28 protein-coding genes and 1 riboswitch are annotated in these 24,028 nt (G+C 56.3%); of the genes, 7 read left to right on the top strand and 21 right to left on the bottom strand.

What is annotated here, in order from left to right; all coding sequences use genetic code 11:
* Window positions 1-67 precede the first annotated feature (67 nt).
* The gene (locus tag AC1RT4_RS23180; protein ID WP_493088107.1) at window positions 68-469 is read left to right on the top strand and encodes a winged helix-turn-helix transcriptional regulator; all 402 of its coding nucleotides are present in this window, start codon (window positions 68-70) and stop codon (window positions 467-469) included.
* A 56-nt stretch (window positions 470-525) separates the two neighbouring features.
* Here AC1RT4_RS23180 and AC1RT4_RS23175 read toward each other — a convergent pair whose 3' ends face one another.
* The 6 genes from AC1RT4_RS23175 to AC1RT4_RS23150 all read right to left on the bottom strand — a co-directional run bounded on the left by AC1RT4_RS23175 (window position 526) and on the right by AC1RT4_RS23150 (window position 6,408).
* On the bottom strand, window positions 526-825 hold the full coding sequence (locus tag AC1RT4_RS23175) for a hypothetical protein (protein WP_207986019.1): 300 nt from the start codon (window positions 823-825) through the stop codon (window positions 526-528).
* 99 nt (window positions 826-924) lie between these two features.
* Window positions 925-1,851: an ABC transporter substrate-binding protein gene (locus tag AC1RT4_RS23170; RefSeq protein WP_493088105.1), complete on the bottom strand. Its 927-nt coding sequence runs from the start codon at window positions 1,849-1,851 to the stop codon at window positions 925-927.
* The gene (locus AC1RT4_RS23165; RefSeq protein ID WP_493088103.1) at window positions 1,848-2,207 is read right to left on the bottom strand and encodes a (2Fe-2S) ferredoxin domain-containing protein; all 360 of its coding nucleotides are present in this window, start codon (window positions 2,205-2,207) and stop codon (window positions 1,848-1,850) included. Before AC1RT4_RS23165 ends, AC1RT4_RS23170 begins: the two co-directional genes overlap by 4 nt.
* On the bottom strand, window positions 2,207-4,144 hold the full coding sequence (locus AC1RT4_RS23160) for a TonB-dependent receptor plug domain-containing protein (protein ID WP_493088102.1): 1,938 nt from the start codon (window positions 4,142-4,144) through the stop codon (window positions 2,207-2,209). Before AC1RT4_RS23160 ends, AC1RT4_RS23165 begins: the two co-directional genes overlap by 1 nt.
* Before the next feature lie 93 nt (window positions 4,145-4,237).
* Window positions 4,238-4,443, bottom strand: a riboswitch (cobalamin riboswitch).
* Window positions 4,444-4,508: 65 nt separating this feature from the next.
* Window positions 4,509-5,417, bottom strand: coding sequence for an alpha/beta fold hydrolase (locus tag AC1RT4_RS23155; protein WP_493088101.1), 909 nt, complete (start codon window positions 5,415-5,417; stop codon window positions 4,509-4,511).
* A 73-nt stretch (window positions 5,418-5,490) separates the two neighbouring features.
* Window positions 5,491-6,408 (bottom strand): LysR family transcriptional regulator, encoded by a 918-nt coding sequence (locus AC1RT4_RS23150; RefSeq protein WP_493088099.1) that lies wholly within the window; start codon window positions 6,406-6,408, stop codon window positions 5,491-5,493.
* A 173-nt stretch (window positions 6,409-6,581) separates the two neighbouring features.
* On the opposite strand from AC1RT4_RS23150, the gene AC1RT4_RS23145 reads away from it, so the two are divergent.
* Together AC1RT4_RS23145 and AC1RT4_RS23140 are read left to right on the top strand one after the other, a co-directional pair.
* Complete coding sequence (locus AC1RT4_RS23145; protein ID WP_493088097.1) at window positions 6,582-7,019, top strand: DoxX family protein; 438 nt, start codon at window positions 6,582-6,584, stop codon at window positions 7,017-7,019.
* 86 nt (window positions 7,020-7,105) lie between these two features.
* Window positions 7,106-8,002: a pirin family protein gene (locus AC1RT4_RS23140; RefSeq protein WP_493088095.1), complete on the top strand. Its 897-nt coding sequence runs from the start codon at window positions 7,106-7,108 to the stop codon at window positions 8,000-8,002.
* A 23-nt stretch (window positions 8,003-8,025) separates the two neighbouring features.
* Here AC1RT4_RS23140 and AC1RT4_RS23135 read toward each other — a convergent pair whose 3' ends face one another.
* Window positions 8,026-8,784, bottom strand: coding sequence for a sulfite exporter TauE/SafE family protein (locus tag AC1RT4_RS23135; protein WP_493088093.1), 759 nt, complete (start codon window positions 8,782-8,784; stop codon window positions 8,026-8,028).
* A 268-nt stretch (window positions 8,785-9,052) separates the two neighbouring features.
* Between AC1RT4_RS23135 and AC1RT4_RS23130 the strand changes: the two genes are divergently transcribed.
* From AC1RT4_RS23130 to AC1RT4_RS23115, 4 genes are all read left to right on the top strand, one after another.
* The gene (locus tag AC1RT4_RS23130; protein ID WP_493088091.1) at window positions 9,053-9,772 is read left to right on the top strand and encodes an SDR family NAD(P)-dependent oxidoreductase; all 720 of its coding nucleotides are present in this window, start codon (window positions 9,053-9,055) and stop codon (window positions 9,770-9,772) included.
* A gap of 76 nt (window positions 9,773-9,848) precedes the next feature.
* Window positions 9,849-10,304 (top strand): GNAT family N-acetyltransferase, encoded by a 456-nt coding sequence (locus tag AC1RT4_RS23125; protein WP_493088482.1) that lies wholly within the window; start codon window positions 9,849-9,851, stop codon window positions 10,302-10,304.
* Window positions 10,305-10,422: 118 nt separating this feature from the next.
* Entirely contained in the window at window positions 10,423-10,620 is a 198-nt protein-coding gene (locus AC1RT4_RS23120) for a hypothetical protein (protein WP_493088089.1), read from the top strand.
* A 486-nt stretch (window positions 10,621-11,106) separates the two neighbouring features.
* Window positions 11,107-11,604 (top strand): hypothetical protein, encoded by a 498-nt coding sequence (locus AC1RT4_RS23115; RefSeq protein WP_007955240.1) that lies wholly within the window; start codon window positions 11,107-11,109, stop codon window positions 11,602-11,604.
* Window positions 11,605-11,671: 67 nt separating this feature from the next.
* On the opposite strand, the gene yfcF is transcribed toward AC1RT4_RS23115, so the two are convergent.
* The 14 genes from yfcF to AC1RT4_RS23045 form a co-directional block, all read right to left on the bottom strand.
* Entirely contained in the window at window positions 11,672-12,304 is a 633-nt protein-coding gene (gene yfcF / locus AC1RT4_RS23110; RefSeq protein ID WP_493088087.1) for a glutathione transferase, read from the bottom strand.
* Window positions 12,305-12,441: 137 nt separating this feature from the next.
* A complete protein-coding gene (locus tag AC1RT4_RS23105) occupies window positions 12,442-12,843 on the bottom strand; it encodes a GFA family protein (protein ID WP_493088085.1) in 402 nt (133 codons plus the stop codon).
* Between the two features lie 73 nt (window positions 12,844-12,916).
* Window positions 12,917-13,303, bottom strand: a complete 387-nt coding sequence (locus AC1RT4_RS23100; protein WP_493088083.1) for a c-type cytochrome — start codon at window positions 13,301-13,303, stop codon at window positions 12,917-12,919.
* Window positions 13,304-13,537: 234 nt separating this feature from the next.
* The gene (locus tag AC1RT4_RS23095) at window positions 13,538-13,897 is read right to left on the bottom strand and encodes a DUF6124 family protein (RefSeq protein WP_085690572.1); all 360 of its coding nucleotides are present in this window, start codon (window positions 13,895-13,897) and stop codon (window positions 13,538-13,540) included.
* A 354-nt stretch (window positions 13,898-14,251) separates the two neighbouring features.
* The gene (locus AC1RT4_RS23090; protein WP_493088081.1) at window positions 14,252-14,608 is read right to left on the bottom strand and encodes a DUF7079 family protein; all 357 of its coding nucleotides are present in this window, start codon (window positions 14,606-14,608) and stop codon (window positions 14,252-14,254) included.
* A gap of 221 nt (window positions 14,609-14,829) precedes the next feature.
* A complete protein-coding gene (locus AC1RT4_RS23085; protein ID WP_011333849.1) occupies window positions 14,830-15,048 on the bottom strand; it encodes a hypothetical protein in 219 nt (72 codons plus the stop codon).
* Window positions 15,049-15,975: 927 nt separating this feature from the next.
* Entirely contained in the window at window positions 15,976-17,265 is a 1,290-nt protein-coding gene (locus AC1RT4_RS23080; RefSeq protein ID WP_493088078.1) for an RES family NAD+ phosphorylase, read from the bottom strand.
* A gap of 63 nt (window positions 17,266-17,328) precedes the next feature.
* Window positions 17,329-17,970 carry an HNH endonuclease gene (locus AC1RT4_RS23075; protein WP_493088076.1) on the bottom strand — a complete coding sequence of 214 codons (642 nt, stop codon included), beginning with the start codon at window positions 17,968-17,970 and terminating at the stop codon, window positions 17,329-17,331.
* Between the two features lie 3 nt (window positions 17,971-17,973).
* Window positions 17,974-19,374: an AAA family ATPase gene (locus tag AC1RT4_RS23070; protein ID WP_493088074.1), complete on the bottom strand. Its 1,401-nt coding sequence runs from the start codon at window positions 19,372-19,374 to the stop codon at window positions 17,974-17,976.
* Between the two features lie 328 nt (window positions 19,375-19,702).
* Window positions 19,703-20,470, bottom strand: coding sequence for a phosphonate ABC transporter, permease protein PhnE (gene phnE, locus AC1RT4_RS23065; protein ID WP_493088072.1), 768 nt, complete (start codon window positions 20,468-20,470; stop codon window positions 19,703-19,705).
* The gene (locus tag AC1RT4_RS23060) at window positions 20,467-21,294 is read right to left on the bottom strand and encodes a PhnE/PtxC family ABC transporter permease (protein WP_192564763.1); all 828 of its coding nucleotides are present in this window, start codon (window positions 21,292-21,294) and stop codon (window positions 20,467-20,469) included. The genes phnE and AC1RT4_RS23060 overlap by 4 nt, the downstream gene beginning before the upstream one ends.
* Window positions 21,288-22,085: a phosphonate ABC transporter ATP-binding protein gene (locus tag AC1RT4_RS23055; RefSeq protein ID WP_493088069.1), complete on the bottom strand. Its 798-nt coding sequence runs from the start codon at window positions 22,083-22,085 to the stop codon at window positions 21,288-21,290. Before AC1RT4_RS23055 ends, AC1RT4_RS23060 begins: the two co-directional genes overlap by 7 nt.
* Entirely contained in the window at window positions 22,082-22,933 is an 852-nt protein-coding gene (locus AC1RT4_RS23050) for a putative selenate ABC transporter substrate-binding protein (RefSeq protein ID WP_007955223.1), read from the bottom strand. The genes AC1RT4_RS23055 and AC1RT4_RS23050 overlap by 4 nt, the downstream gene beginning before the upstream one ends.
* A 101-nt stretch (window positions 22,934-23,034) precedes the next feature.
* Complete coding sequence (locus tag AC1RT4_RS23045) at window positions 23,035-23,931, bottom strand: LysR family transcriptional regulator (RefSeq protein WP_493088066.1); 897 nt, start codon at window positions 23,929-23,931, stop codon at window positions 23,035-23,037.
* Between the last annotated feature and the right edge of the window lie 97 nt (window positions 23,932-24,028).

Here is a 24,028-nt window from a genome sequence, read left to right as displayed (position 1 = left end):
GTCCTTTTATCCTGTCACCCTTGAACAACGTTCAGAAGAAGGCACACGCGTGATACCGCATGACGAAATGAATGAAGAAGAGGTGATTCGCCAGTCCCAGGCTGTGTGCGATGCGCTGAGTGCCGAGGACGACGGGCTCAAGCGTGAAGTGCTGACCCATGCGGGCAATCGCTGGTCGCTGGGAATCGTGCATACGCTGGGCGTGGAGGGAAAATTGCGTCATGCCCAAATCGGCCGGCGCCTGCCGGGCGTCACGCAACGCATGTTGACGCGCAGCCTGCGGCAACTGGAACGTGATGGCCTGATTGAACGTTTCGATCACAACGAAGTGCCGCCTCGGGTCGACTATCAATTGACATCGCTAGGTCGCAGTTTTCTTGCGCGAATGGTGCCGTTGTGGACGTGGCTGTTGGAAAACGCTGAAGACTTTCGTAGCGCGAGAGTTCGTTTCGATACCCATCAGACATGAAAAAGCCCGGCGGATAAGGCCGGGCTTTCGTCGAGTGCTGCGGTAAAACCCAGCATTCAGACATTACGTCGTTCGATCAGACGGTCAGAACCACCTTCGGCAACCGCATCACTGAACAGCGGATCGGTTTCGGTCGCGGCAACTGCATCGCTGAACAGCGGATCGGTTTCGGTTGCGGCTACAGCATCGCTGAAGAGCGGATCAGTTTCAGTCGCGGCTACGGCATCACTGAACAGCGGATCAGTTTGAGTCGCAGAGGCAACAGCATCGCTGAACAGTGGGTCAGTCTCGGTTGCCGCAAAAGCATTCAGGGCGAAGAGCGAGAAGGCGATACCGAGGAGGGTTTGGCGTTTCATGGTTCTGTACTCCGTGTGCAGTGGGTTGGTATGGAGCAGATCCTACGCTTTGGATTCGATATGAGAACTTCATTGAATTAATGGTTGTTATTGATGCAGTCAATGATTGGCTTCGGCCGCCCGAAGTGCTCTGAATTGCTGCGCCAATCCCAGCGCCACACGACCGCTGTCCACCGTGGGCAACAAATGGGTGAAGGGAATGTCGATCATCCGGTTCTCGCGCACCGCGCGCAGGGTCGATAACACCGGATCCTGCGTCAGCAACTGACGCTTGCGACTGGCCGGTGACCATTGCGCATCGGCCAGCAGGATCACGTCCCGATCACTGGCGAGCAGGGTTTCGCGGCTCACGGTCACGCGATACTGGTTGATGTCGGCAAACAGGTTTCGCGCCCCGGCAGCGGCCAGCAGCGGAGTGACGAAACCCCGTCGGCCCTCGCTGTCGAGGCCGTTGACTTCACTGTCCAGATAGAACACCGACAACGGCTTGCCCGAGCCGGCCAGTGCCCGGGCGCGGTTCAGATCGGCGTCCAGCGCATCACTCAGTTCCCGGGCTCGCGGCTGTTTGTGCAGCAGCAAGCCGAGGGTCGAGAGGTCGTTGCGGATGTGTTCGAAGTAGTCCAGCGAGTGCCCGTTACACGCCGACTCCAGCAGATAGGACGCCACGCCGTTACGCCCCAGCCCGCTGCGCGACGTCACGCCATTGCCGAAGGCAGAAGCGAATCCGCCGATCACCAGATCCGGCCTCTGCGCGTACAGCACTTCGCTCGACGGATAGCGCGGCGCAATCACCGGCACGCCGAAATACTCGGACTGCGACGCACCGGTGTCATCCAGATAGGCGACGCCCGCCAGCGCCGAGCTCGCACCCAGTGCGAGCACCAGATCGGCGGCGTGCTGATTGAGGGCGACGATCCGCGAAGGTGGTGCGGCCGGTGCGTTCCAGGTCTCGCCACAGTTGCGGTAACTGTCGGCCCAAACGGGCAGCGCGCAGAGCAGGGCGCCCAAAAAAACGATCCTTCTCATGGGCGCGCCCTGATCAGCAAATCCTCGACCAATTCACCGCCCACCAGATGCCCTTCGACCAGTCGTTGTGCGTCCGCGTGACTGCGCACGCCGTACCAGCACGCTTCCGGGTACACCGTCACGATCGGCCCCAGGTTGCACGGGAACTGACAATGGGTGCGGGTCAGCAGAACGCCGCCCGGGGTTTCGATACGGTCATGCGCCAGCAGATGCCGGCGCAAGGTTTTCCATAACTGCAAGGCGCCGCGCTGGGTGCAGCGCGGGCCGGTGCAGAGGAACACGTGGCGCGCATGCTCGGGCACGTGCGACCAGTCCGGATGCGAATCGACGCCGTCGGTGGTGATGATGTCAGCCATCAGAAGCGATACGTGTAGCGGACTTCGGAGGTGAATGGCCGCCCGAGGTTGTCGACGTTGTTCGAGCGACTGGTGACGTAATCGCGGTCGAACAGGTTCTCCACCAGCAGACTCACCCGATGCTGGTGGGCGCCGTCGAGGTAGCGATAGGCGTCGGCGTCCACCACCGAATAATGGCCGTACTCGACCTGTTTCGAGCTGATGACATCGCGGATGTAACGGATCGCACCGCCGGCGCCCCACATCCGGTCGACCGACTCATAGCCAATTCGCGAACGGGCGAAGAAGCTCGGCACATCGTTCAGCGTGACGCCTGCGCGCGACTCGGTGAGGTTGCGGGTCATGTCGGCCTGCAGGCTCCATTGCTCGTTGAGCGCCAGTTTCGCGTCCGCCTCGAAACCGCGCATCTGCACCCGGCCCTGGCCGTTGACCCACTGGATGTCGTCGAGGGTGATCAGGTCATCGATCTTGCGTTTGAACAGGGTGACGCTGGCGCTGAACTCGCGGTCGAGCAGCAGGCCCTTGTAATCCAGACCGAGCTCGGCGTTGCGGCTTTTCTCCGGTTTCAGATTACGGTTGCCCAACTCGTCGCCCGGTTCGTTGACGAACAACTGCTCGGCGTTCGGCAGTTTGTAAGCCGTGCCGTATTGCCCGCGCACAGACCAGTTTTCATTGAGGTCATACAGCGAAGTGAGCATGCCGACCGTGGCGCTGTCGCCACCGCCCATGGCTTCGTGACGGATGCCGATGCTCGGGTGCCAGTCGGGCAGGGCGTCGAACTGCGGGCGCAGTTGGGTATAGAGCGCGTGGGCTTCGGCCTTGTCGTTGTCGATGGTCAGCACATCGTCCTGACCCTTGAACCACTGGTTGTCCGTACCGAACACCAGCACATGCCCGCCGGGCAATTCAGCCTTGCCTTCGGCCTGGACGCCCCAGTCGGTGAAACCCCAGTAGTCGTTGTGGTTGATGGTTCGGGTGCCGCCATTGGCGGTGTTGTTGATGCGCGTGTAGCGGGTGTCCCAGTCGTTGATATGACCTTTGACGAAGTAGCTCAGGCGCTCGTTGAGCGTCTGTTCGAAGGTTGCCGTGGCGATCTGCTGGATGCGGTCGTTGGTGGTCTTGTGGTTGTCGACCGGGCGGGCGAAATCGAGGTTGGCGTCAGCGTACTGGTAGAACAGCTCCAGGCGTTTGTCATCGCCGAAGGACTGAATCGCCTTGCCGCCGAAGGTCGTGACTTCATAGGCGCGCTTCTTTTCGGTGACGTTTTTCAGGTCGCGATTGCGAAACGGTTGATAGCCGTCCGAGACGTTATGGCTGACGTAGGCCAGCAAACCCAGATCGCCGAAACCGTTGCTGAAAATGTTCTCGACCCGCGCATCTCTGGTAGTGCCGCCGAAGGTGTCCAGGCCCATGTTCACTTCGCCGGACGCTTTTCGGCTCTGCGGGCTGCGGGTGACGATGTTGATCACGCCCGACACCGCTTGGGTGCCGAACAACAGGCTTTGCCCACCCTTGAGCACTTCGATGCGCTCGATGGCGTTGGCCGGCAAGGTGTCCAGGTACAAACCGCCGTACAGGCGATTGTTCAGGCGCACGCCGTCGAGCAGGATCAGCGTGTCGTCGTTGCGCCCGCCCAGCAGCGAATAAGTGCCGTAGTCGAACGGACCGTTTTTCGGCGCGACGTACAGGCCGGGAATGAACATCTGCATCACCCGGCTGACATCGGCGCTGGGGCCGGCGCGTTCGATCTGCTCGCGGGTGACGATCTCGACCTTGCTGCCGAACTGCGCCATGTCGGCCACGGTGGTGGACTCCACGGACGGCGCGGAAACGATTTGCTGATGGAGTTCGAGCGGCGTGTCATCCGCCAGCAACAGGGGGCTGAACAGACAGCCGAATAACAGGGATGGAGCCGGAGTGTTGAAAGGTTTGATCATCGTCTTCTCGAAAGGATCTTCGCAGAAGAGCATGCAGGAGAAGGCATCGCGCACACGCCGACACCGGCCCATGCCCGCCCACCGCAGGATTTTGCCAAACAGACATCTCAGGCCGGTCTCCGGGCTCGCGCGTATGGACGCTTTCACCTTCCCATGGCCGTCTGGCCACAGTGGTGTGTCGAAAGCATCACGCGCCTACCGTTGCGGGGGCAGCACCGGACTTGTTCGAAAGGAACGTACCGGTTTCCCGTTTCACCCCATGCACGGCGGCATGGGACACCTGAAACAGGGCGGCATCTGAACACTCGGGTGGGCGTGCGTCAACTACCCGCACGTGTCGAGGATGACGAGGGCTCTTTGCAGGTTACTGCGCGATAAATCTGCGAATCGCTTGAGTGGTTTCGACGGGCGCTTCCTCCATCAGCCAATGCCCCGCGCCGGCAATCACCACTTCGGTGACGTTGTCGGCGGCATTGCGCATCACGATGGCTTCATTGTTGCCGAAGGATTTTTCGCCGCCGACCGCCAGCACCGGCATTTTCAGTTTGGTCTTCATCGATGCTTCGTTGTCCACGGCGTCCTGGCGGATCGCGCGGAACTGGGCGAACGCCGCGTGCATGGCGCCGGGCCGGGCGTAGAGTTTGGCGTAGTGTTGGCGGGTGGCTTCGTCGACCTTTTTCGGGTCGCCGGCGAACTCGTTCCAGAAGCGGTCGAGGTAGATGCGCTCACGCCCGGCCACCAGCCGTTCTGCATCCGGTCCACCGAAATCGAAATGCCAGAGCATCGGCGAGCGAACGATTTCGTTCCACGGCGGGATCCCCGGAACGGGCGCGTCCATCACCACCAGGCGATCGGTCTGCTGCGGATACCGCGAGGCGTAGGCGAAGGCGACCATGGTGCCGATGTCATGACCGACCACCACCGAATGCTCGATGCCCAGCGAAGCCAGCACCGCACGAATGTCACCGGCCTGAGTCTTCTTGTCGTAACCATCGGCGGGAATCGACGACAGGCCCATGCCCCGCAAATCCGGCACCACCACGGTGTGATCCTTCGCCAGATCCGCCGCCAGCGGCGCCCACATATCACCGGTGTCGCCAAAACCATGCAACAGCACCACCGCCGGGCCTTTGCCGCCGATGCGCGTGTGAATTTTTGCACCGTCCACGGCGATGTCCTGAGTGCGGAACGAAGCGGGGAAGGGCGTCACGTCGGCATGGGCCGGAACACTCAGGGCCAGCAGCAGGGAAGCGGTGAGCAGGGCGCGGATCATGGCGTTCACTCCAGAGGGGGTGGCTGGAGCGTAGACGGCTTTGTCCTGTTTTGATGTGCATTTCAGCCGCTGCTTAACGGGTTGCCTGCAGCGCCGCGCCTTGTTGAACAAAACGCTCGATCAACCATCGCGCCGCCGGCCCCGGTGGCAGGTCCGAGCGGTAGATGATGCTGAAGGGGTATTTGCCGCTGGTGTACTCCGGCAGGTTCAGTGGCACGAGCCGGCCGCTGTCCAGATCTTCCTGGATCATCGGCGTCGGCATGTTGCCCCAGCCAATGCCTTCACGCAGCAACATGTGCTTGGCACCCAGATCCGCCAGCCGCCAGGTGCGGTTGCTGAGCACCGCGAACTCCTTGCCCTTGGTCAGTTCCGAGCGGTCGGACAAGACCAGTTGCGTGAACTCGCGTCCGGCCCCCGGCGCATTCTGTTCGGCCAAGGCCAGCGGATGATTCGGCGCGGCGACGGGGATCAACTCGACGTTGCCGGCGCCGATTCTTTCAAGACCGTCGATGCTCTCATTCATGGGGCCGCTCACGCCGATGACCGCGTTGCGGTTGATCACTCGCTCGGTCACGGCGCCGAGGGCCTCCATGTGCAAGTGCAGAGCGACCGTGGGGAATTCCTCTTGAAAGGCCTTGAGCGCGTCCACGATCCGTTCGGCGGGGAGCATCACGTCGAGTACCACATGAACCTCGGCTTCGAGCCCCTGAAGCAGGCCTTTGACCTTGGCGCGCAGGCCATGCACGCCGTTGGCGATGGTCCGGGCTTCGGCCAGCACGGTGCGCCCGGCTTCGGTGAGTTGCGGTTTACGGGTGGTCTGGCGATCAAAAAGCGTCACGCCCAGCTGCATTTCAAGGTTGGCGATCGAATAGCTGATCACCGAAGTGGCCCGGTGAAGCTTGCGCGCAGCCCCTGCAAAACTGCCGACTTCCACGACGGTGAGGAAGACGCGCAGTTGGTCGAGCGTCGGTGTGCCTGGGTCGGAGATCATGCCGGGTTCCTCGAATTACGATTGAAGTCCTTCGTCTGAGGTGAGCAGCTTATCTATTTTATCGACACTAATGATCTAAATTAGTCGGCTATTCAGATGAGCAGGCCAGGCGCAACATTTCTTCACCGGGGCGATTCAGGTCGAATCGCACCCTCATTGAAGGAAATGCCCTGATGACGTCTTCCGCAAACCTCGCTACCTCCACCGCTCACCAGAGCCGTTCCGACCTGAAACAGGCTTCGGCCGCGCTGATCGGCCGTGTATTGCTCAGCGTGATTTTCATCCTCTCCGGTTTTTCCAAACTGGCCGCGCCGGCCATGATGATCGGCTACATCGGCTCGGTCGGGCTGCCGCTTCCACACGTGGCGCTGGCCGTGGCGATCATTGTTGAAATCGGCGGTGGCCTGGCACTGATCGCCGGATACCGCACCCGCACCGTCGCCGCCGTCCTGGCGTTGTTCAGCGTGTTCACTGCGCTGGCCTTCCACAGTGCACTGGCCGATCAGAACCAGTTCATCCACTTCTTCAAGAACATCGCCATGGCCGGCGGCCTGTTGCAGGTCGTGGCCTTCGGCGCCGGCCGCTTCAGCCTCGACGCTCGCCGCGGTTGATCCTCGGGCGCGGTGAAGAACAGCGTCCTTCACCGCGCTTCAGCCTGTTTGTTGACCGCACCCCGCAACAGAATCGAGTAATCATCATGACCGTCCAGCAACAACTCTCTGGCTACACCCGCGAACCCGATACCCTTCGTGCCATCCGCTACCGCACCAGCGGCAACGGGCATGGCTCGATTGTGCGGTTGATGAGCCCTTCGGATCTGGGCCGGTTGATCAAGCCGTTCGTGTTCCTCGATCTGTTTGAAGGTGAAGCCTCGTTCATCAACCGCATGCCCATGCACCCGCACTCGGGGATCGCCACCGTCACGCTGATTACCGAAGGCAACTTGCGTTTCGAGGATGCGGATTCGGGCAAGGGCATGATCGACTACGGCGGCGTCGAGTGGATGCGCGCGGGTGGCGGGGTCTGGCACGGCAAGGAAATGTCGGTCGGGACTTCGCAGAGGATCCAGGGCTTTCAACTGTGGGTGGCGCTGCCGCCAGCGCTGGAAAACGCCAGTGTCGACAGCCAGTACCTGGAATCCGGTGCGATGCCCGAAGTGGGGCCGGCGCGGGTGATTCTCGGCGTGCACCAGGGTGTCCAGAGCCCGGTTCGGGCGCCGGCGGGGATGAATTATCTGTTGGTCACATTGGGCCTCGGAGAGACCTGGACTTACACGCCGCCCGAAGGCCACGAATCGTTATGGTTGAGCGTCAGCCGTGGATTACTGGCGGCGCCGGATCTGGTCAGCGCCGGTGAAATGGCGGTCTTCGAACCCGGCAACGGCGCCGTGACGCTGAAGGCCCTGCGCGAAGACACCGTGTTCGTGATCGGCTCGGCGCAGCCTCATCCCTATGAACTGGCGCTTGGGAATTACTCCGTACACACCAATCCGCAAGCCCTGCGAGAGGGCGAGGCGAAGATTGAGGAAATCGGTGGGCGGTTGCGTGAGTATCTCAAGCAGTCGGATGGGGCGGCTGTGCCGGTGTTCAAATAACCTGGATCCGGCCTGAACTCCGTTCAGGCCATGTATCCCTCGACACCGTCCCACAACAGTTTCAGCGCCGTGGCCACCAGCAAGCCATAACAGGCGCGATACATCTGGCGCTGATCCAGTCGGGCGTGCAGCCGCCAACCCAGCCAGACGCCGCAGGGTACGGCGAGCAGGCTGACGAGCATCAGCGTCAGCACGTTGCCGGTGGGTTTGGCCAGCAGCAGCCAAGGTACGGCTTTAAGCAGATTGCCCACGGTGAAAAACATGCTGGTCGTGCCGGCATACATCTGTTTGCTCAGGCCCAGCGGCAGCAGATAGATCGCCAGCGGCGGCCCGCCGGAGTGCGCAACCATCGTGGTTATCCCCGAAGTGATACCGGCGGCCACCGCTTTGGGCGACGAACGCGGCTTCACGTGAACTTCTCCACCCGCCTTGAACCACAAACCGACAAACAACAACGTGACCGCCGCCATGACGATGGCGATGGCGCGGTGGTCAAGCACCCGGAAAAGCAGATAGCCGGCGCCGATGCCGACGATCAGACCCGGCACCAACAACTTCAGATCCGGTTTCGACCAGGTAGAAGGCTTCCAGTAGCGCAGGCTGAACAGATCCATGGCAACGAACAATGGCGCGAGCAGCCCGCCAGCGGTGATCGGGTCCATCACCAGCGACAGCAGCGGAATCCCGACAATCGCAAAACCGCCGCCGAACGCGCCCTTCATGAAACAGATCAGGAACACGCCGGCAAAGGTGACGAGGAGGGTGGTGACGGTCAGGTCCACGGCGCGTGCTCACTTCATTTCGGGCGGGGGAGTGGCCTTAATTTCGCTCACGGTCTGCACGATGAACAGTTACAGTTTTGAGGTTGTTCCATGGACCAGTTGCCAATTGGATCGAACACCAGAAAAGGGGGACTGATTTATTTTCAGATTCGCTGCCGGATGTGCCCGGCAGTCAGCGAATATCTGGAAACAACCTCCCGATTGCCAAGTCTTGATTCGCCTGCTTGCATGCCAGTCCCATGTCAGCAGGCAGTCAAGGAGACAATCAATGAAAACCATGGTGGTCGGTGCAAGCAAAGGGTTGGGCAGAGCCTTCATCGATGGATTGGGCGAACCTGGGGACACGCTGATCGGCGTCTCCCGGATGCGCCCCGACAACTTGACACCCAGGGAGGGCGTCGAGGTGACCTGGGTAGAGGCGAATCTCGGCGAACCGGCCAAAGCAGCGCAGGTCATTGAACAGGCTGTTGCTGTTGGCGGCCTGGATACGCTGATCTACAACCTGGGCATCTGGGAAGAGTTTGCCTTCGACCCGGCCTATGACTTCCTGTCCGACCAGGACGAGCAAGTGGAAACCATCGTCACCTGCAACATCACCTCGACCATTCTGTTGATCAAACGCCTGCTTCCGCTGCTGCTCAACAGCGCCAACCCAAGAATCATATTGATCGGCTCAACCTCAGGTCTGCCGCAAAGCGGGCGGCCCGAGGTCACCTTCGGCGCCTCGAAGTTCGCGCTGCACGGCATCGCCGACGCACTGCGTGAAGGCTACCGACAGCAACGGCTGGGCGTGACCTGCCTGAACCTGGGCTACCTGAATACCGAAGACCCACTGCACACGCCAAGAGCCATTGCCGAGCAGCGTGGCGAAGGCCATTTCATTCCCGTGCATGACGTGGTGCAGGTGGTACGCATGATCTTGAGCCTGTCTTCTGCCAGTTTTGTCCGGGACATCACCCTGCCGGCGATACTGGATGAGCGTTTCTGAGGACTTGCCACTTTTTTGGAGCGGTGAAGCCGAATCCTTCTACGATCAAGTGATGACGCGCAAGGAGCGGCCCTTGATGGATTACCTGATTCGAAACGCTACGAATGCAGATGCGCCAGCGATCAGTCGAACGATCCTCAGTGCTCTGCGCGAGTCCAACGTCCAGGACTACTCCGCCGACATCATCGAGCAAGTGGCGCAAAGCTTTTCTCCCCCGGCGATCCTTCATCTGTTGGCTGAGCGTCAAGTCCTGGTGGCTACAGCCGGCAACCATATCGTTGCAACCGCGAGTCTGGATCACGACATTGTCCGCAGTGTGTTTGTCGACCCGCGTAATCAAGGAATGGGTGTCGGAAGACATCTGATGGAGAGAATTCAATCACTTGCCATAGATGCAGGTCTGAACCGGCTGCGTGTGCCTTCTTCAATCACCGCAGAAGGCTTCTATGCTTCGCTTGGGTTTGAAAAGGTTCGAGACGAGTTTCACGGGGCGGAGCGCACAGTCATCATGACGAAGGCATTGGAGTTGTAACGCTCCAGAGTCCAGAGTCCAGAGTCCAGAGTGCAGAGTGCAGAGTGCAGAGTGCAGAGTGCAGAGTGCAGAGTGCAGAGTGCAGAGTGCAGAGTGCAGAGAGGCACGAGGCCAAAGAATGGATTACATCTTCGATATCTTGCTCAACCGGCTGGCTCATCGAATCGGCGTTTACGTGCTTGGCTTGCTGAGTGGTGGCCGATTTAAGGGTGAAAGTGGTTTTGCCTGGGGCTGGTCGGTCGCCGTCGGTGGGCTGGTGCTGATTGCACCGTTCGTGGCATTCATTGCTTTGCTCATCCTGTCTCGTAGCGGGTAAAAGCCGCTGCTCATCGGTCGCCGCGGACGCTTTGCGCCGTCATCGTCAGACGTGGGGCAGATCTATCATCACGCTTCGGATTCATAGATCTGCCCCCGGTTTTTTTAAAACAAAAACGCCCAAGGGTTTGGCACGTCCTGGATGATTAGGACGGCTTACTGCATTGGGCGGGATGTAGGTGACGGAAAAAAGGATACGACTTGAGGGCGAGCCCTGAAAGCCGGCGCTTTCTGGCGAATTTGTAGGCACTTGCGTAAGGGGTTGTAGGCTTGTGTAGGGAGTGTCAGGACTATTTTCATGTTCAGGATGAATAGGTCGATCCCCATTTTTTCTGATCTGTTGCTGACGGCTCCCGATACTCCGCAAGGGTACGCCATGCTTCAGAACAGAACTTCGAGGCATTTTTCGATTTGATCCTCCAAATATTCGACAGGATTCGTCTATCGTCTAAAAAATCATCACAGGGTCAAGATCAGGGAGCTGATCATGAATCGTCAGGAAGACCTGAACATCATCTGGAAGCGGATATTCTGGATTTTCATCGCCCTGTTGGTGCTGGCGATTATCGTCACCTACAGTCTGCCCGACTACAAAGTGCCCTTTATCGTGTGTATCGCCGGGAATATCGGGGGCTATGTTGGGTTTCACAGGCGACTGTCGATACTCACTGATCCGGAAATCGAAAACCTCTCCAGATCGTGGTTCGCCTTGATCCTGCCTTCATTCATAGGCGGGATATTGGCGGGGCTCCTGTATCTTCTGTTTCTTTCAGGCGTTATCAAGGGCGATCTGTTTCCGGTGATCGTTCCGGACGACGATCCGCAGTGTTTGAGGCAAATCTTCAACGATATTTTTTGCCAGCATGCGGAGGGGTATGCGGCGTATGCCAAGTTGCTGTTCTGGTCATTTGTGGCGGGCTTCAATCAAGATTATGTCGTTGACCTGATCGAGAACATAAAAGGCTCCGACAAAAAGACGGGCTGAAGCAGAAAACAGAAATGGGGACAGATTTATTTTCTGAAAAATAAATCTGTCCCCATTTTCAGTACCGCTAAATTCGAGGTCGTTGCAGCTTGATCCACTCTTGTACGGTCGGGCGCTGCCATTGGCGTTGAGCGTAATCCTCCAGCTGAACCGGCACCGTGTCCCCGTTGAGTATCAATCGGTTCAACATCAACGCGAGATCAACGTCGACGATCGACCATTCACCAAAAAGGTAGTCCGGATTGTCGGTCAGCAGCCATTGAGCGACCTCAACCAACTTTTGCCTGGCAGCCTCAGCCGACGCTGACAACGGTCCGTATTTCTGTCCATAGAACACGACAAGGGTAGAGCGCTCCTGTCGAATCGGGAGCAAATCACTGCGTAGCCACGCCTGAACTTGCCTCGCCGCGGCGCGTTTCTGTGGGTGCCGGGGGTAAACAGGTGTCTGGGGGAATACATCTTCCAGGTATTCCGTGATCGCCGATGACTCCGACAACGCAAAGTCGCCATGCACGAGGGTAGGCACTCTCTGAGTCAGCGAAAGACGGGCGTAATCGCTGGCCTGGTTCTCCAGTTTGTCCAGGTCCAGGGTGCTCATTTCGAACTTGATTCCCTTTTCTCGAAGGGCCACAAAGCACGACATTGCGTAAGGACTGGTGAATTGAGCGTCGACGTAAAGGCGCAGGCTTGAGTCATTCATAGCGTCATCTCCATATGCAGAATGGACGACGCTAAAAGATTGGACGCCTTAAATAAAATTCATGTTTTTTATGGGGGCATTCCTGTCAGGAATGCAATACGGCGGCGGGCAAAAAAAGGGAAGTATCTATTCTTGCCTCATTGCGACTGCGGCCACTGATCCTGAATCTCATACCAGCACGCCTTGGACGCGACCTCGATATGGCGCTGTTTTTCGGCCGTAAAAGCAGTGTCCAAAGTCCCCAGTGCAATGGAAACCCAGTCGTCATGATCGCCATTGCTTTTCGACCAGAACAACGACGAGCCGCATTGGCTGCAAAACTGCCGAAGCACTGATTCAGAGGAGCGGTAAGCCGTGAGGTGTTCCGCACCGTGGGTGAGGTGCAAATCCTTGCGCGGCACGCTGCCATAACTGGCAAACGCCGCCCCATGGCTTTTGCGGCACTGACTGCAATGGCAATGCGAAAGCGCTTTGGGGCGCGAGGTGATTTCGTATTTGATGGCGCGGCAGAGACAACTGCCTTGGAATGTGTCGGTCATGGTGGATGCAGCCTGATCGTGAAAATAAGGCAGACCTTTTATCCCGTTACCGGGCTAAAGATCTGCCTCAGTTTCATTTGTTCGTATGGGAAATCACACCGCTCATATATTGGTGCAAATCGCGAAAATCGTTAGCGCTCCAGGCGTGTGGCTGGATCTTCACGCCATTCTCTCGCAAGGTTTTTGGAATCAAATCCCCGTTGGGGCGAAGTATTACCGAGGACACGATAACCCCCGGGTAGTCATTGAGTCGCTTCTTGAAGGCGGCGGTTGTCAGGTCAGGTGTGGGCGGATTGCTTTTCCTGGCCAACGGCCCGGTGCCCTTGATGTCGGCTCCGTGGCATACGGCGCATCGCTGTGAATAGAGGGCTTTTCCATTGGCAGTATCCGCGAGGGATATGGCTGATTGGGAGAGGGCAAGGAACCCTAGCGAGGCGATGAGTAATGTTTTGGTGCTCACGGGCCTCTGTTTCCCAACGAGCTGAGCCGCAAGGTTTTGATTCCGCGTAGATCCGCCTGTACACGATGTCCTAGTCATGCAAATCCGCACTTTATTCCTCCATGAATGCACGTCGAATTCGAGGCCGGCACGATATCCCATGCCGGCCTGCGTCGCACTTGTTCCTGCCACAAAACGGGCCGCAACGATCCGCTGTAGAAGCAGCCACCGACTGCCCCTACAGCCATCGCCGGCTTACGCGACCTCGACGTGATCCAGCGCCTGATTCACCGCCAACTCGGCAATCATCACCACCTGCGCAATACCGATCGCCGTCTTGCGATGCGATGGATCGAGCGTGGCCGCGAAATTGCTGAGCATCTCACTGGCTGCCCCGAGGTTTTCGCTGGCGTTGGCCAGCAGGCATTCGGTGTTGTACTTCGGATTGGCCAGGTACATCCGCTCGGGCTCGTTTAAGGACGACATGATCCCGGCGGCGGGGAAGAGGTAGTGATCCAGCGCACGCTCGGCGGCGTCGTGGAGTTTTTTGGAGTTTGGGGATTCGTAGGGGGAGGTGGGGTCGGTTTCGGGTGGGTTGGGTGTTGGTTTGATCATGGTGAAACTCCTACATCGTCAAATGGGAGCCGACACTCTCGCTACCAAACGATGGGTGGCGGCCATGCTCAGGTTGGTAGACCGGGACGTAGGAACCGGCGCGCCCGAAGACGCCCTGTGCATGACCACCATGACGCGGAGTCTTTCAGACACTGCACATCATGATGCTTATGCAACCTACGATAATCCGGGGCTACCAAACCCCATCACTGTTTTCAGTGACCGGGAAACGATAAGACCCGCGTCGTAGACGCACAAGCCGGCGGATTCTGGCGTAGTCGTAGGCAATGACGCAAGGCGTTGTAGCCTTGGGGAAGTTACGGCGGGTTGCTTTAAACGGACCTGTTTAAGCGTTCAAAGCCTAGAGGAAATCTCCTTCCAGATGTAGCCGTAGTTGTATTGCAGCCAGCGAACCAACGCCTTATCAAACTGACTGCGAAACCAGCTGTTCTTCCTCGCTGCCAGCCTTTCCTCGATCATTGCCCTGAGCGAGTCTGGATCAAAGCCAGTCCATACCGGAGGCACAGCGGCCACAAGGTTGGTGAAGCACACTGGCGCGACCTCTGAATAAAGGATTTCGTAGAGCACGTCAGGATCGATGCCTCGGACCTTCGCCGCTACGTAATCGTATTCGACCGGCAAATCGTTGAAAGGCCAGGAGAGTGCAGCTCTGACGTCGGTCAGCTGAGGCTCAGTCAGAAGATGTCCCAAAACCAAACTCCTTTAGTTCGCCACTCAGTGGATGAGGACAAGGGACGGGGATATTTCTTGAAAGATAGTACTGGGCTTTATTGGCAGAAAGGGAACGGGGGGACTTTCAGGATTTCGGAGAAGGCGGGATTTATGCGAGCCCTTCGCGGTGGGCGAGAGCGCTTGGCTCGGAACCAAGCGCTCAGGGTAGGGCGGGGCACTTACGGCTCCACCCTCATGTTTCAGTTTTTGCTGGCGTTCAGCTTGCGCAGTTCTTCGTAGGTCGCCGACTGGACGAACCAGAAGCCGGAAATGATGCACCAGCACAGGGTGCCGGCCACGAAAATACCCAGCGCCGGCAAGAACCCACTGGTGAAAATCGCGACGATAGCGACCAGCCAGATGAATGCCAGGGAGAGATAGAGGACGGTGTTGTTGACGCTGATGACGAAGTCTTTCACGAGGGCATATTCCTTGCGGGATGTAGAAAAAATCCCCCTCTCCGGGGGGAGCGGACGCATGCTATCACAATGCCTTCACAGATCAACGAAAGCGAAGCGGACTAATGATCTAAGGATATATCTTTCCACCTTTCTCAATTCCTAAAGCCTCGCGAGACTACTGCAAAGAGTCACGGGTGAGTTGTAGGACGTTTCTGTATTTATATGGTTCGAATTCTTTTTTCGAGAAAGTGTTGTTATTTAAGCTCGTGAGCAAAGTATTGGCTGTTCAAGTCGTCGATTTGTAGATAATAATGCGAACGCGTTGGGCGTGATTACTATATTTATCTGAAAGGTTAAAAATGAAAGGCGCGAAACTTAAAGTCGGGTTGCACGGTTTTTGTGTGTGGATTTTTCTTCTGTTGTTTGTAGTGGCTACCAATTGTTTGATTTATTTGGCGTCGCTGCTGGATTTTAGTGAGGGGTGGCAACTGATTTTTGTATTTAGTTTTTATTTGATTAGTTATCTTGGGGTGTTGACTTTGTTGGCGTCGGGGTGGAAGTTTCTGCAGAGGTTTCTAATTGTGAAAGATTGGCCTGGGCAAAAAATTATGGTTACGTATGAAGTGACGTTTGATGAGTATGAAAAGATCAAGTGTTTTTTAAGTGATATTCGTGCATAGGAAAAATGGAAAAGAGGGGCGGAGTGATCTGCTTTTCTGAGCAGTACTTAAAAATAAATCCGTCCCCTTTGCTCTTCTTCGTTGCTAATGTCCGCTATCGGCCAAAAGCAGCCGTAAGTGAATAAGCGCTGCCATCCCATCGCGAACGTCACGAGGTAGAATCTCAACCGGTGGCTCGTAAGAACAAGTAAATTGGAAGACGGAGCAAATTGGTCAAGCATAGGTCGCTGATGACAATAAAGCTCCGGGCATCCGGACCACAACTCTAAAGATTAAAGTGAACTCGATAATCCATCTCTCCATCAAAATCAACGCACGTGGTCGTAACAGCTTTGATAGCGTGAACCTTTATTGACGAGTCGACAAACTTTAGCGTCGGCGCCTTTTTATAACTTTTGGTGCGCTTTTTAAGGTCAATAAGACAGTTTTCAGGGAAGATAACCACGTTTTGTCCGACTAGACCTGTCTGCACCGAGGGGAAGGCTAGTCCTGCAACCTGTTTGCCAAAGCGGTTCCTTAAATATTCAAAAACTACTTGCGTCGATAAATAAGCCAACTCGTCTTTTTTTGTATTTGGCTTCGACATTTTTGTCACGAGCTTTTTGAGGAAATGATGTGCATTGTGTGCCCTTGTGAATCCCGGATCAAAGGGGTGGAGGTCGGGCTTACTCATGCTCTCTAATTTTGTTAAATCCAAAAAGTCCATATGCGTGGTTGGAGCGAAGGCTCCCGAGACCATAATGTCCCCAGCCAGTGGGCGCAATTCGCTTAGGCAAGTTTGTCTATCGCGCGCACAATACATCGCAGAGATTCCACGGGGCGTCATGCGCTGATTGGACGCAAAATTGCTTGGAGTCGGACCTAGCTGAGAGGTAGGATTTTCCTCAATTTCTTGAAGCTTCTTAGGGCCATCTGCCTTGCGCGCTCTATACAGGTATTCAGCGCTGGTAATTCGGAGTATGACCTCAGGCATCAGTACATCGTTATTACAAGAGAAATCGAAAAGCGAATCTAGAAAATCCTTCGCGTTAGAGTTAAAGAATCTTTGGTGATGATGCACACCCCACTCAAAATCACTCCAACTAATTTCATACGAATTATTCTCCAAACTGCCGTCATCTAAGTAGAACTTATCTGTCCCAAACTCAGATGATAGGACGTCCACCAAAACTTCAATAAAATTCTCATTTGCAAGCTCATAGGTGTCTGAAAGCGGCTCCCAAAACTCGACAGCTCTTGGCTCATCAGCACCGCTTTCCATGCAGTTATAGTAGTCGTAAGAGGATAGAGTATCAACAGGGCTATACGATTCAATGAATCGTTCACGAATATATGAAATCAGAACTTCTTCATCGCACGTACTTCCTGGAGAGTCGCAGTAGCTGCAAGTTGCGAAATTTCCGACCTCGACAACGAATTTTTTGAGCGATGGAATATAAACGCATCTGTCACAAATCATAGATCGGAAAGCTCCTTTAATACGACTGAATTGGCGTTCACCGCTGGCTCGAAGAGGTTGTATCACCAGGTCGGGATCGAAAGCAACGTTGAACAAGCATTTTATGTCCGCAGAATATAATAATTGTAATTACGGCTTGTTTAGCCAAACTTAGTAGCGCTAGCCTCTTAGCTCTCTAATCTTCTCGAAAGCAATTCGCTTTTCTTGCTCCCCCCCGTTTGAGTAACTCTCAAGTAATTGAAATATACCAAAATCATCAAGTATTGATTGTTCGATGCCAAATTTTTGTGTGAACCTGTTTAGGTTGCAAGCTCCTATAGTGAAGTGACCTTTAGGGGTGAGATCTATATAGAGCTTTCCATTTATAGCGATGTGCTCGCTGTAAATATCAATAGCGGGATGTATAATAAGAAACCTACTTGAGCTGGATGGATATCTACGGGGTGGAGATTGTATAGTATCTAGCTCTTCCCCTATCAAAGCATTTTTTGAACCTTTAGCTTGATTGCAATCTGCACAGATAACGCACAGATTTTTTACTTCAAATATGAACGCCTCATGTTTTGACTTGGGAAGTATATGTTCTACCTGGGCATTTGCTGCAGCATGAATAGATATAGGCTGCATGCAGTACGCACAACTCCCGTTCTGCTCTCTCCTATAAAAATCTCTAATTCGAGATCTCAATGGCATGAAATAATCTTGACTCCAATCTTGATGCGTAAACCCCTCTTGTCTTTTAGTTTTTATGAGCTGGAGCTCTTCAGGCCTATAAATAAAATAATTTCTGATTAACGGCATGGCTCAGTCTCTACCCAAGAAAAACAAGCATGTATCAATAACAGATATTAAGAGCTCGTGATTAGGGTCTAGAGGGTCAAGCTTACTAAGTATAGATTGTAGTTTTTTAATTTCCGCCTGGTCCTTGAGGTCAACCTCTCTATTTTTCTTTACCTTTGCAAGAAGATTAAACGCCAAGCGTGTTATGTACTCATTCATTATTCCGGGAGCATCAAATAACTCTGCTAACTGATAGTCGGCTGATCGGTTAAAATACTCAGACGCTGAATACATTTTGTTTTCGCCCATTATAGTAATGAAGCAATTTTCAGCTGCCAGGCGAGATACTATTTGAGGCGAGTGTGTCGCAATAATGAAATGACACCTATGATAATCTGAAAACACTGTCATTAGCAGGCTCATGAATTTTTCTTGCCAAGACGGGTGCAAGCTAATTTCAGGCTCATCAATTAGTATTAACGAATCATCTTCAATCAGTCCAGCAATTCCAAGCATTATTACTAATAAACATTGCTCTCCGGAACTAGCTCGCCTAAGCGAAAGCTCTTGAAATTGCTCTCTGTTATTTTTAATTTTTCTTAATTTTAAATCGAGTAGCCTGACTATTCCAGAGTTAAGTAGAGCGAGGACTGACTCAACCATTTCTTTATCAAGAAATCCCTTGGAAAACTTATTTCGATAATCGAAGTTTATTCCAAATAATGCGTTTTTCTTAGTCTCTAGATGCCCCCATACGTATGTCAGCGACTTCGCAATTTCCCTTTTTATGCTGGGGCTTGATTTTATATATGCATCGTATGCTTTGTCTTCAAGCAGCTCTCGAAAGGCTTCGTCGCTTGGTCCTCCATGATGAGTGTATAAATCAATCCCAGTTGTTTCATAGTCCAGTATAAATTTTTTCGCTGATGGTTTTTGAGCTACTTCTAAGTGAGGCTTTATATTTAGCTTAAAAATGAAAGTCAGATTTTTTTCAAGATGCAGAAGGCTGAAGAGTTCTTCTAGGTTGTTTGTCCTGGTTGACTTTAAGCATTTATTCAGCAGTCCTTTTGCGGCAGATGATATAAGTGCCATTGCATTGTTCGTGTATGTGAGCGACCCTTTCATGCCTACGTAATGGTACCGATCATCCCATTGCTTTGTATTGTTTTTTGTAACTTGAAATTTGTCAAAAGGACTAGTTGAAATCGCTAATATTTTTGAAGGCGTGAAGCCACTGTCGAAATAAACAGCATCTTCCCCAAGTATTTTTTTTGAATAATTTTCAGCAATTTCTGATAAGAGTCGACTTTTACCTACTCCGTTTTTCCCTATAAGAACTGAGAAAGTGTTTGACTTTGAGCTGCCCCCATTTGTGGACAGTGGTGTGAAACTGCTTTCAAACGGAAATTCACGAATTCGCCCCATATTGCATCTCGACATTGTTATATATCACAAAATATATTTAGTAGTAGGGATGGCTGTTGCGTGTTTCATGATTCGTCAGCACCCTATCCTAACGTGGGATAAGGTAAATCTTGGTAGTGGCTTTTGGCTACAAAAATATGGACGGGTTATTCGAAATATCTGTGCCTACTTTGCCATTGGCGCAAGGTGACCTTCCAAGGAAGGCATATGAGGGACTTTGTTTATGCTTTCGCTTCTGACCGAAGGCTTTGGTAGTTCACCGTCCGCTTTTGGCCGGAAGCGGACCTAGACGAAAATTTTTGTTAACCGACTTCAAAGACCATCCAACCTAAGCCTTAACCCACCGCCCCCGACCCCAACCACTCAACCAATCCACCCCCCACACCAAAATCAGCATAGCCAATATCACCGTCCCCGCCTGCGCCTCCTGAAACAAACTCAAGCTCACATACAACATCTGCCCCAACCCCCCAGCCCCGACAAACCCCAGCACGCTGGCCATCCGAATATTGTTCTCCCACCGATACAAACAGTACGCCAGCAACTGCGGCGCCAGGTTCGGCAGCGTGCCGTAGCAGAACGCCAAAACCGGATTCCCCCCCTGCAACCGAATCGCATCCGCCGGTTCCGGCGGCGTGTTCTCCAGCGCCTCAGCAAACAGCCGCCCCAACACGCCCGTGGTGTGCAGGGCCAGGGCAAGTGTCCCGGCATTCGGCCCAAGCCCAGCCGCAAGCACCATCAACGCAGCCCACACCAGTTCCGGAATCGCGCGAAGGGCATTGAGCAACAGGCGCGCAGCACTCTGAAAAAACCAGCCAAACCGGCCAGCGGCGGGAAGCGCCAATAAAAGGCCCAACACGGCAGCGAGCAGGGTGCCAAGCGCAGACATGGCGAGTGTTTCCATCGACCCGCGCAAAATAGCCGTCAGGTAGTCAGCGCTAAGGTCGGGGCTGAGAAAGCGCGCCACGTACAAGCCCATCTGTTTCAGGCTGGTAGCGCTGCCAAGTTCTTCAAGATCAAGGCCCAAATAGGTAAACGAGGCAATGACGGCCGCAACAATGGCGAGAATCAGCACCGGATTGATCAGGCGTTTCATGCCAGCCTCCAGCGCAGCAGGCGGCTGAGTTGGTCGGCGCCGAGGACGAGGAGGAGGAAGGTCAGGAGCATGCTGGCGACTTCGCCGCCGGCGAACATGCGGATCGACAGGTCGATCTGTTGGCCGAGGCCGCCGGCGCCGACGAAGCCCATTACCACTGAGGCGCGGATGGCGCATTCCCAGCGGTAGACGGTGTAGGAGAGCAGTTCCGCCGCGACGTTGGGCAGTACGCCGTAGGCGAAACTGGCGAGGCGGCCGCTGCCGGCCTGGAGCAGGGCGTGGGCCGGGCGTTGGTCGGTGGATTCGTAGATTTCGGCGTAGACCTTGCCGAGCATGCCGCTGTAGGTGATGGCGATGGCCAGCACGCCCGCCGCCGGGCCGAGGCCGACGGCGCGCACGAACAGCAGCGCCCAGACGATTTCCGGCACGCTGCGCAGGAAGATCAGCAGCCCGCGCACCGGCCAGCGCAGCAGTCGGCCCAACAGGCTCGGGCGGCCGCTGCGGGAAGCGGCGGTCAGCGATAGGGCGCGGCTGGCGAGCAGGCTGGCCGGCACTGCCAACAGCAGCGCCAGGGCCATGCCGGCGGTGGCGATGGCCAGGGTTTGCAGGGTGGCTTTGAGGAGTAATTGAAGAAATTCGCGATCGTGCTCCGGCGGCCAGAACATCGACACGAAGCGGCCCATTTCACTCTGGCTGTCGGCGTGAAACAGCACGCCCAGATCCAGTTCGCTGAGCTGGATGCCGGGCCAGAGCAAGGCAATCGCCAGCCCGGTCAGCAGCAACCGTGGCAGTGCGGCGGGGTCGCGGGTGTCGGCGCTCAGCATCGCGGAATCTGCACAACCAGCGGCGCGACGGTGGGCGCCGGGGATTGCAGTTGTTCGTTGGCGTAGAGGGTGTCGAGCATGTCACGGCTGACCTGCGCGGACGGGCAGTCGAACAGGATTTGCCCCTCGCGCAGACCGACGATGCGCGGGAAGTGCGACAGCGCCAGTTCCACCGCGTGCAGGCTCGCGACCAGTGTGACGTTGTGCTCCCGGGCATGGCGCGACAGGATCGACAGCGTGTGCCCGGCCAGCACCGGGTCCATCGCCGAGACCGGTTCGTCGGCTAGCAACACTTCCGGCGCCTGATACAGCACGCGGGCGATACCGACCCGCTGCAATTGCCCGCCGGACAGTTGCTGGCATTGGCTGAAAAGTTTGTCGGCCAGATCCAGTCGCGCCAGTGCGGCGCGGGCGCCGGGCACGTCGAGCGGATGCAGCAGGTTGATCAGGCTTTTGCCCAGGCTCCATTGCCCGAGTTTGCCGGCCAGCACCGCCGTCACCACCCGTTGCCGGGGCGGCAGCGGCGGCGCCTGATGCACCAGGCCGATGCGGGCGCGCAGGCGTTGTCGTTGGCGGGCGGACAAGTGCCAGGCGCGCTCGCCCAGCACTTCGATGTCGCCGCTGCTGGGCCGAATGGCGGTCGCCAGCAGGTTCAGCAGGCTGGATTTGCCGGCGCCGGACGGGCCGATGATCGCTACCTGCTCGCCGGCCTCGATCTGCAAATCCACGCCGCGCAAGGCTTCCACACCATTGGTGTGGTGCAGAAAACCCTGTTTGAGGCGCAAGGTCATTTCAGCAAGTCGGCGGCGCGGGCGGCTTCCTCGATGCCTTTGTAGTTGTCCGGGCTGGTTTCGATGAAGCGGCTGGCGGCTTGCAGGTCGAGGATTTTCTTGTGCTCTGGGTTGGCCGGGTCGAGGTCGAGGAAGGCTTTTTTGATCTTCGCCGCCAGCGCCGGGTCGAGGGTGCCGCGCACGGTCCAGTTGTAATCGAAGTAGGCCGGGGTGGTGGCGAAGACCTTGACCTTGTTGGTGTCGACCTTGCCGGCGTCCACCAGTTTCTGCCAGACGCTGGCGTTGAGCACCCCGGCGTCGACCTTGCCGGCCTGCACCCAGGCAACAGTGGCGTCGTGGGCGCCGGAGTAGCCGACGCGGCTGAAATAGCTTTCCGGTTTGATGCCGTCCTTGAGCATGAAATAGCGCGGCATCAGGCTGCCGGAGGTGGACGACACGGAGCCGAAGGCGAAGGTCTTGCCCTTGAGGTCGGCGAGGCTTTTGACGTTGGGGTCGGCGGTGATGAATTTGCTGGTGAACTGGGCGTCTTGTTCGCGCTGCACGAGGGGAATGGCGTTGCCGGTTTTCAGCCGCGCCTGAACGAAGGTGAAACCGCCGAGCCACGCCAGGTCGAGACGGTCAGTGGCCAGGGCTTCGACCACCGCCGGGTAATCCGCCACGGGGACGAACTGCACGTCCATGCCCAATTGCTGTTGCAGGTACTTGCCCAGCGGCTCGAACTTGCGCAGCAGCTCGGTCGGGGCTTCATCGGGAATCGCGCTGACCTTCAACACCTCCGCGGCTTGCGCCAGCACGGCGGACAGGGACAGGGCCAAACCAGCGGTCAGTGCCAGGGTTCGCTTGAGCATGGAATTCTCCGTTTCGTGGGCGTCAAGATCAGTGCGCGGACGATGGGGAATCATCGTCGGGTGCAAAGTCAGGTTAGACGAAACGGCGCGATTGCGAGGGCTCAGTCAACCTGCGCAAACCGCTCCACCAGCCAATCGATAAACACCCGCACCCGATTGCTCAAATGCCGGTTCGGCGGATACAGCACATGAAACGGATACGCCGGCGGACGCCAATCCTCGAGGATCGGCACCAGTTCGCCGCGCTCGATGGCCGTCCTGACCGTGTAGTTGAAGGTGTGGATGATCCCCAGCCCGGCGAGCCCGGCCGCCAGGTGCGCGTTGCTCTCGTTGACGCTGATCAGGCCTTTGCCTTCGATCTGATGGCGTTCGCCGTTGCGCTGGAAGTTCGACGGCAGGATGCGCCCGGTGGAGGCCGAGCGGTAGGCGATTACCTGATGGCTGGCCAGTTCGAGCGGGTGACTCGGGATGCCGTGGCGTTGCAGATACTCGGGCGTGGCGCAGGTGGTCCAGGACACTTCACCAAGGCGGCGCACGGCCAGGGTTTGTTCGGTCAGCGGGCCGCCGCGAATCACGCAGTCGACGCGCTCGCTGATCAGGTCCACCGGGCGGTCGCTGACGCCCAGATCAACCTGGATGTCCGGATAGCGTTCGAAGAATTTCGGCAGCTCGGGGATTACCAACATGGTCGCGGTCGAGCCGCCGATGTCCACGCGAATCCGGCCGCGCGGCAGTCCTTGCGCCTGGCTGAAACCCTGATCGATGTCGTCCAGTTGATGCAGCAGTTGTTGGGTCAGCTGGTAATAGGAAGCGCCGTCGGCGGTGACGGTGAGGCGGCGGGTGGTGCGTTGCAGCAGGCGCACGCCGAGGTGGTTTTCCAGCTGGCCGATCAGTTTGCTGACCGTGGTTTTTGGCAGGTTCAGCGAGTCGGCGGCTTTGGTGAACGAACCGCTTTCCACGACGCGGGCGAAGGTGCGGATCGCCATTAACTGATTCATCGGCTGGGCTCAGTGATGTAGATGTCGCTGAGTATTGTGCATGTCTGTGCACAAACAAAACCGATTTAGCGGATTTTTCCATTCAATCCATCGGCCT

It is taken from the genome of Pseudomonas sp. GW821-FHT11D10, from assembly GCF_058808435.1.
This window is presented reverse-complemented; position numbering and strand designations above follow the sequence as displayed.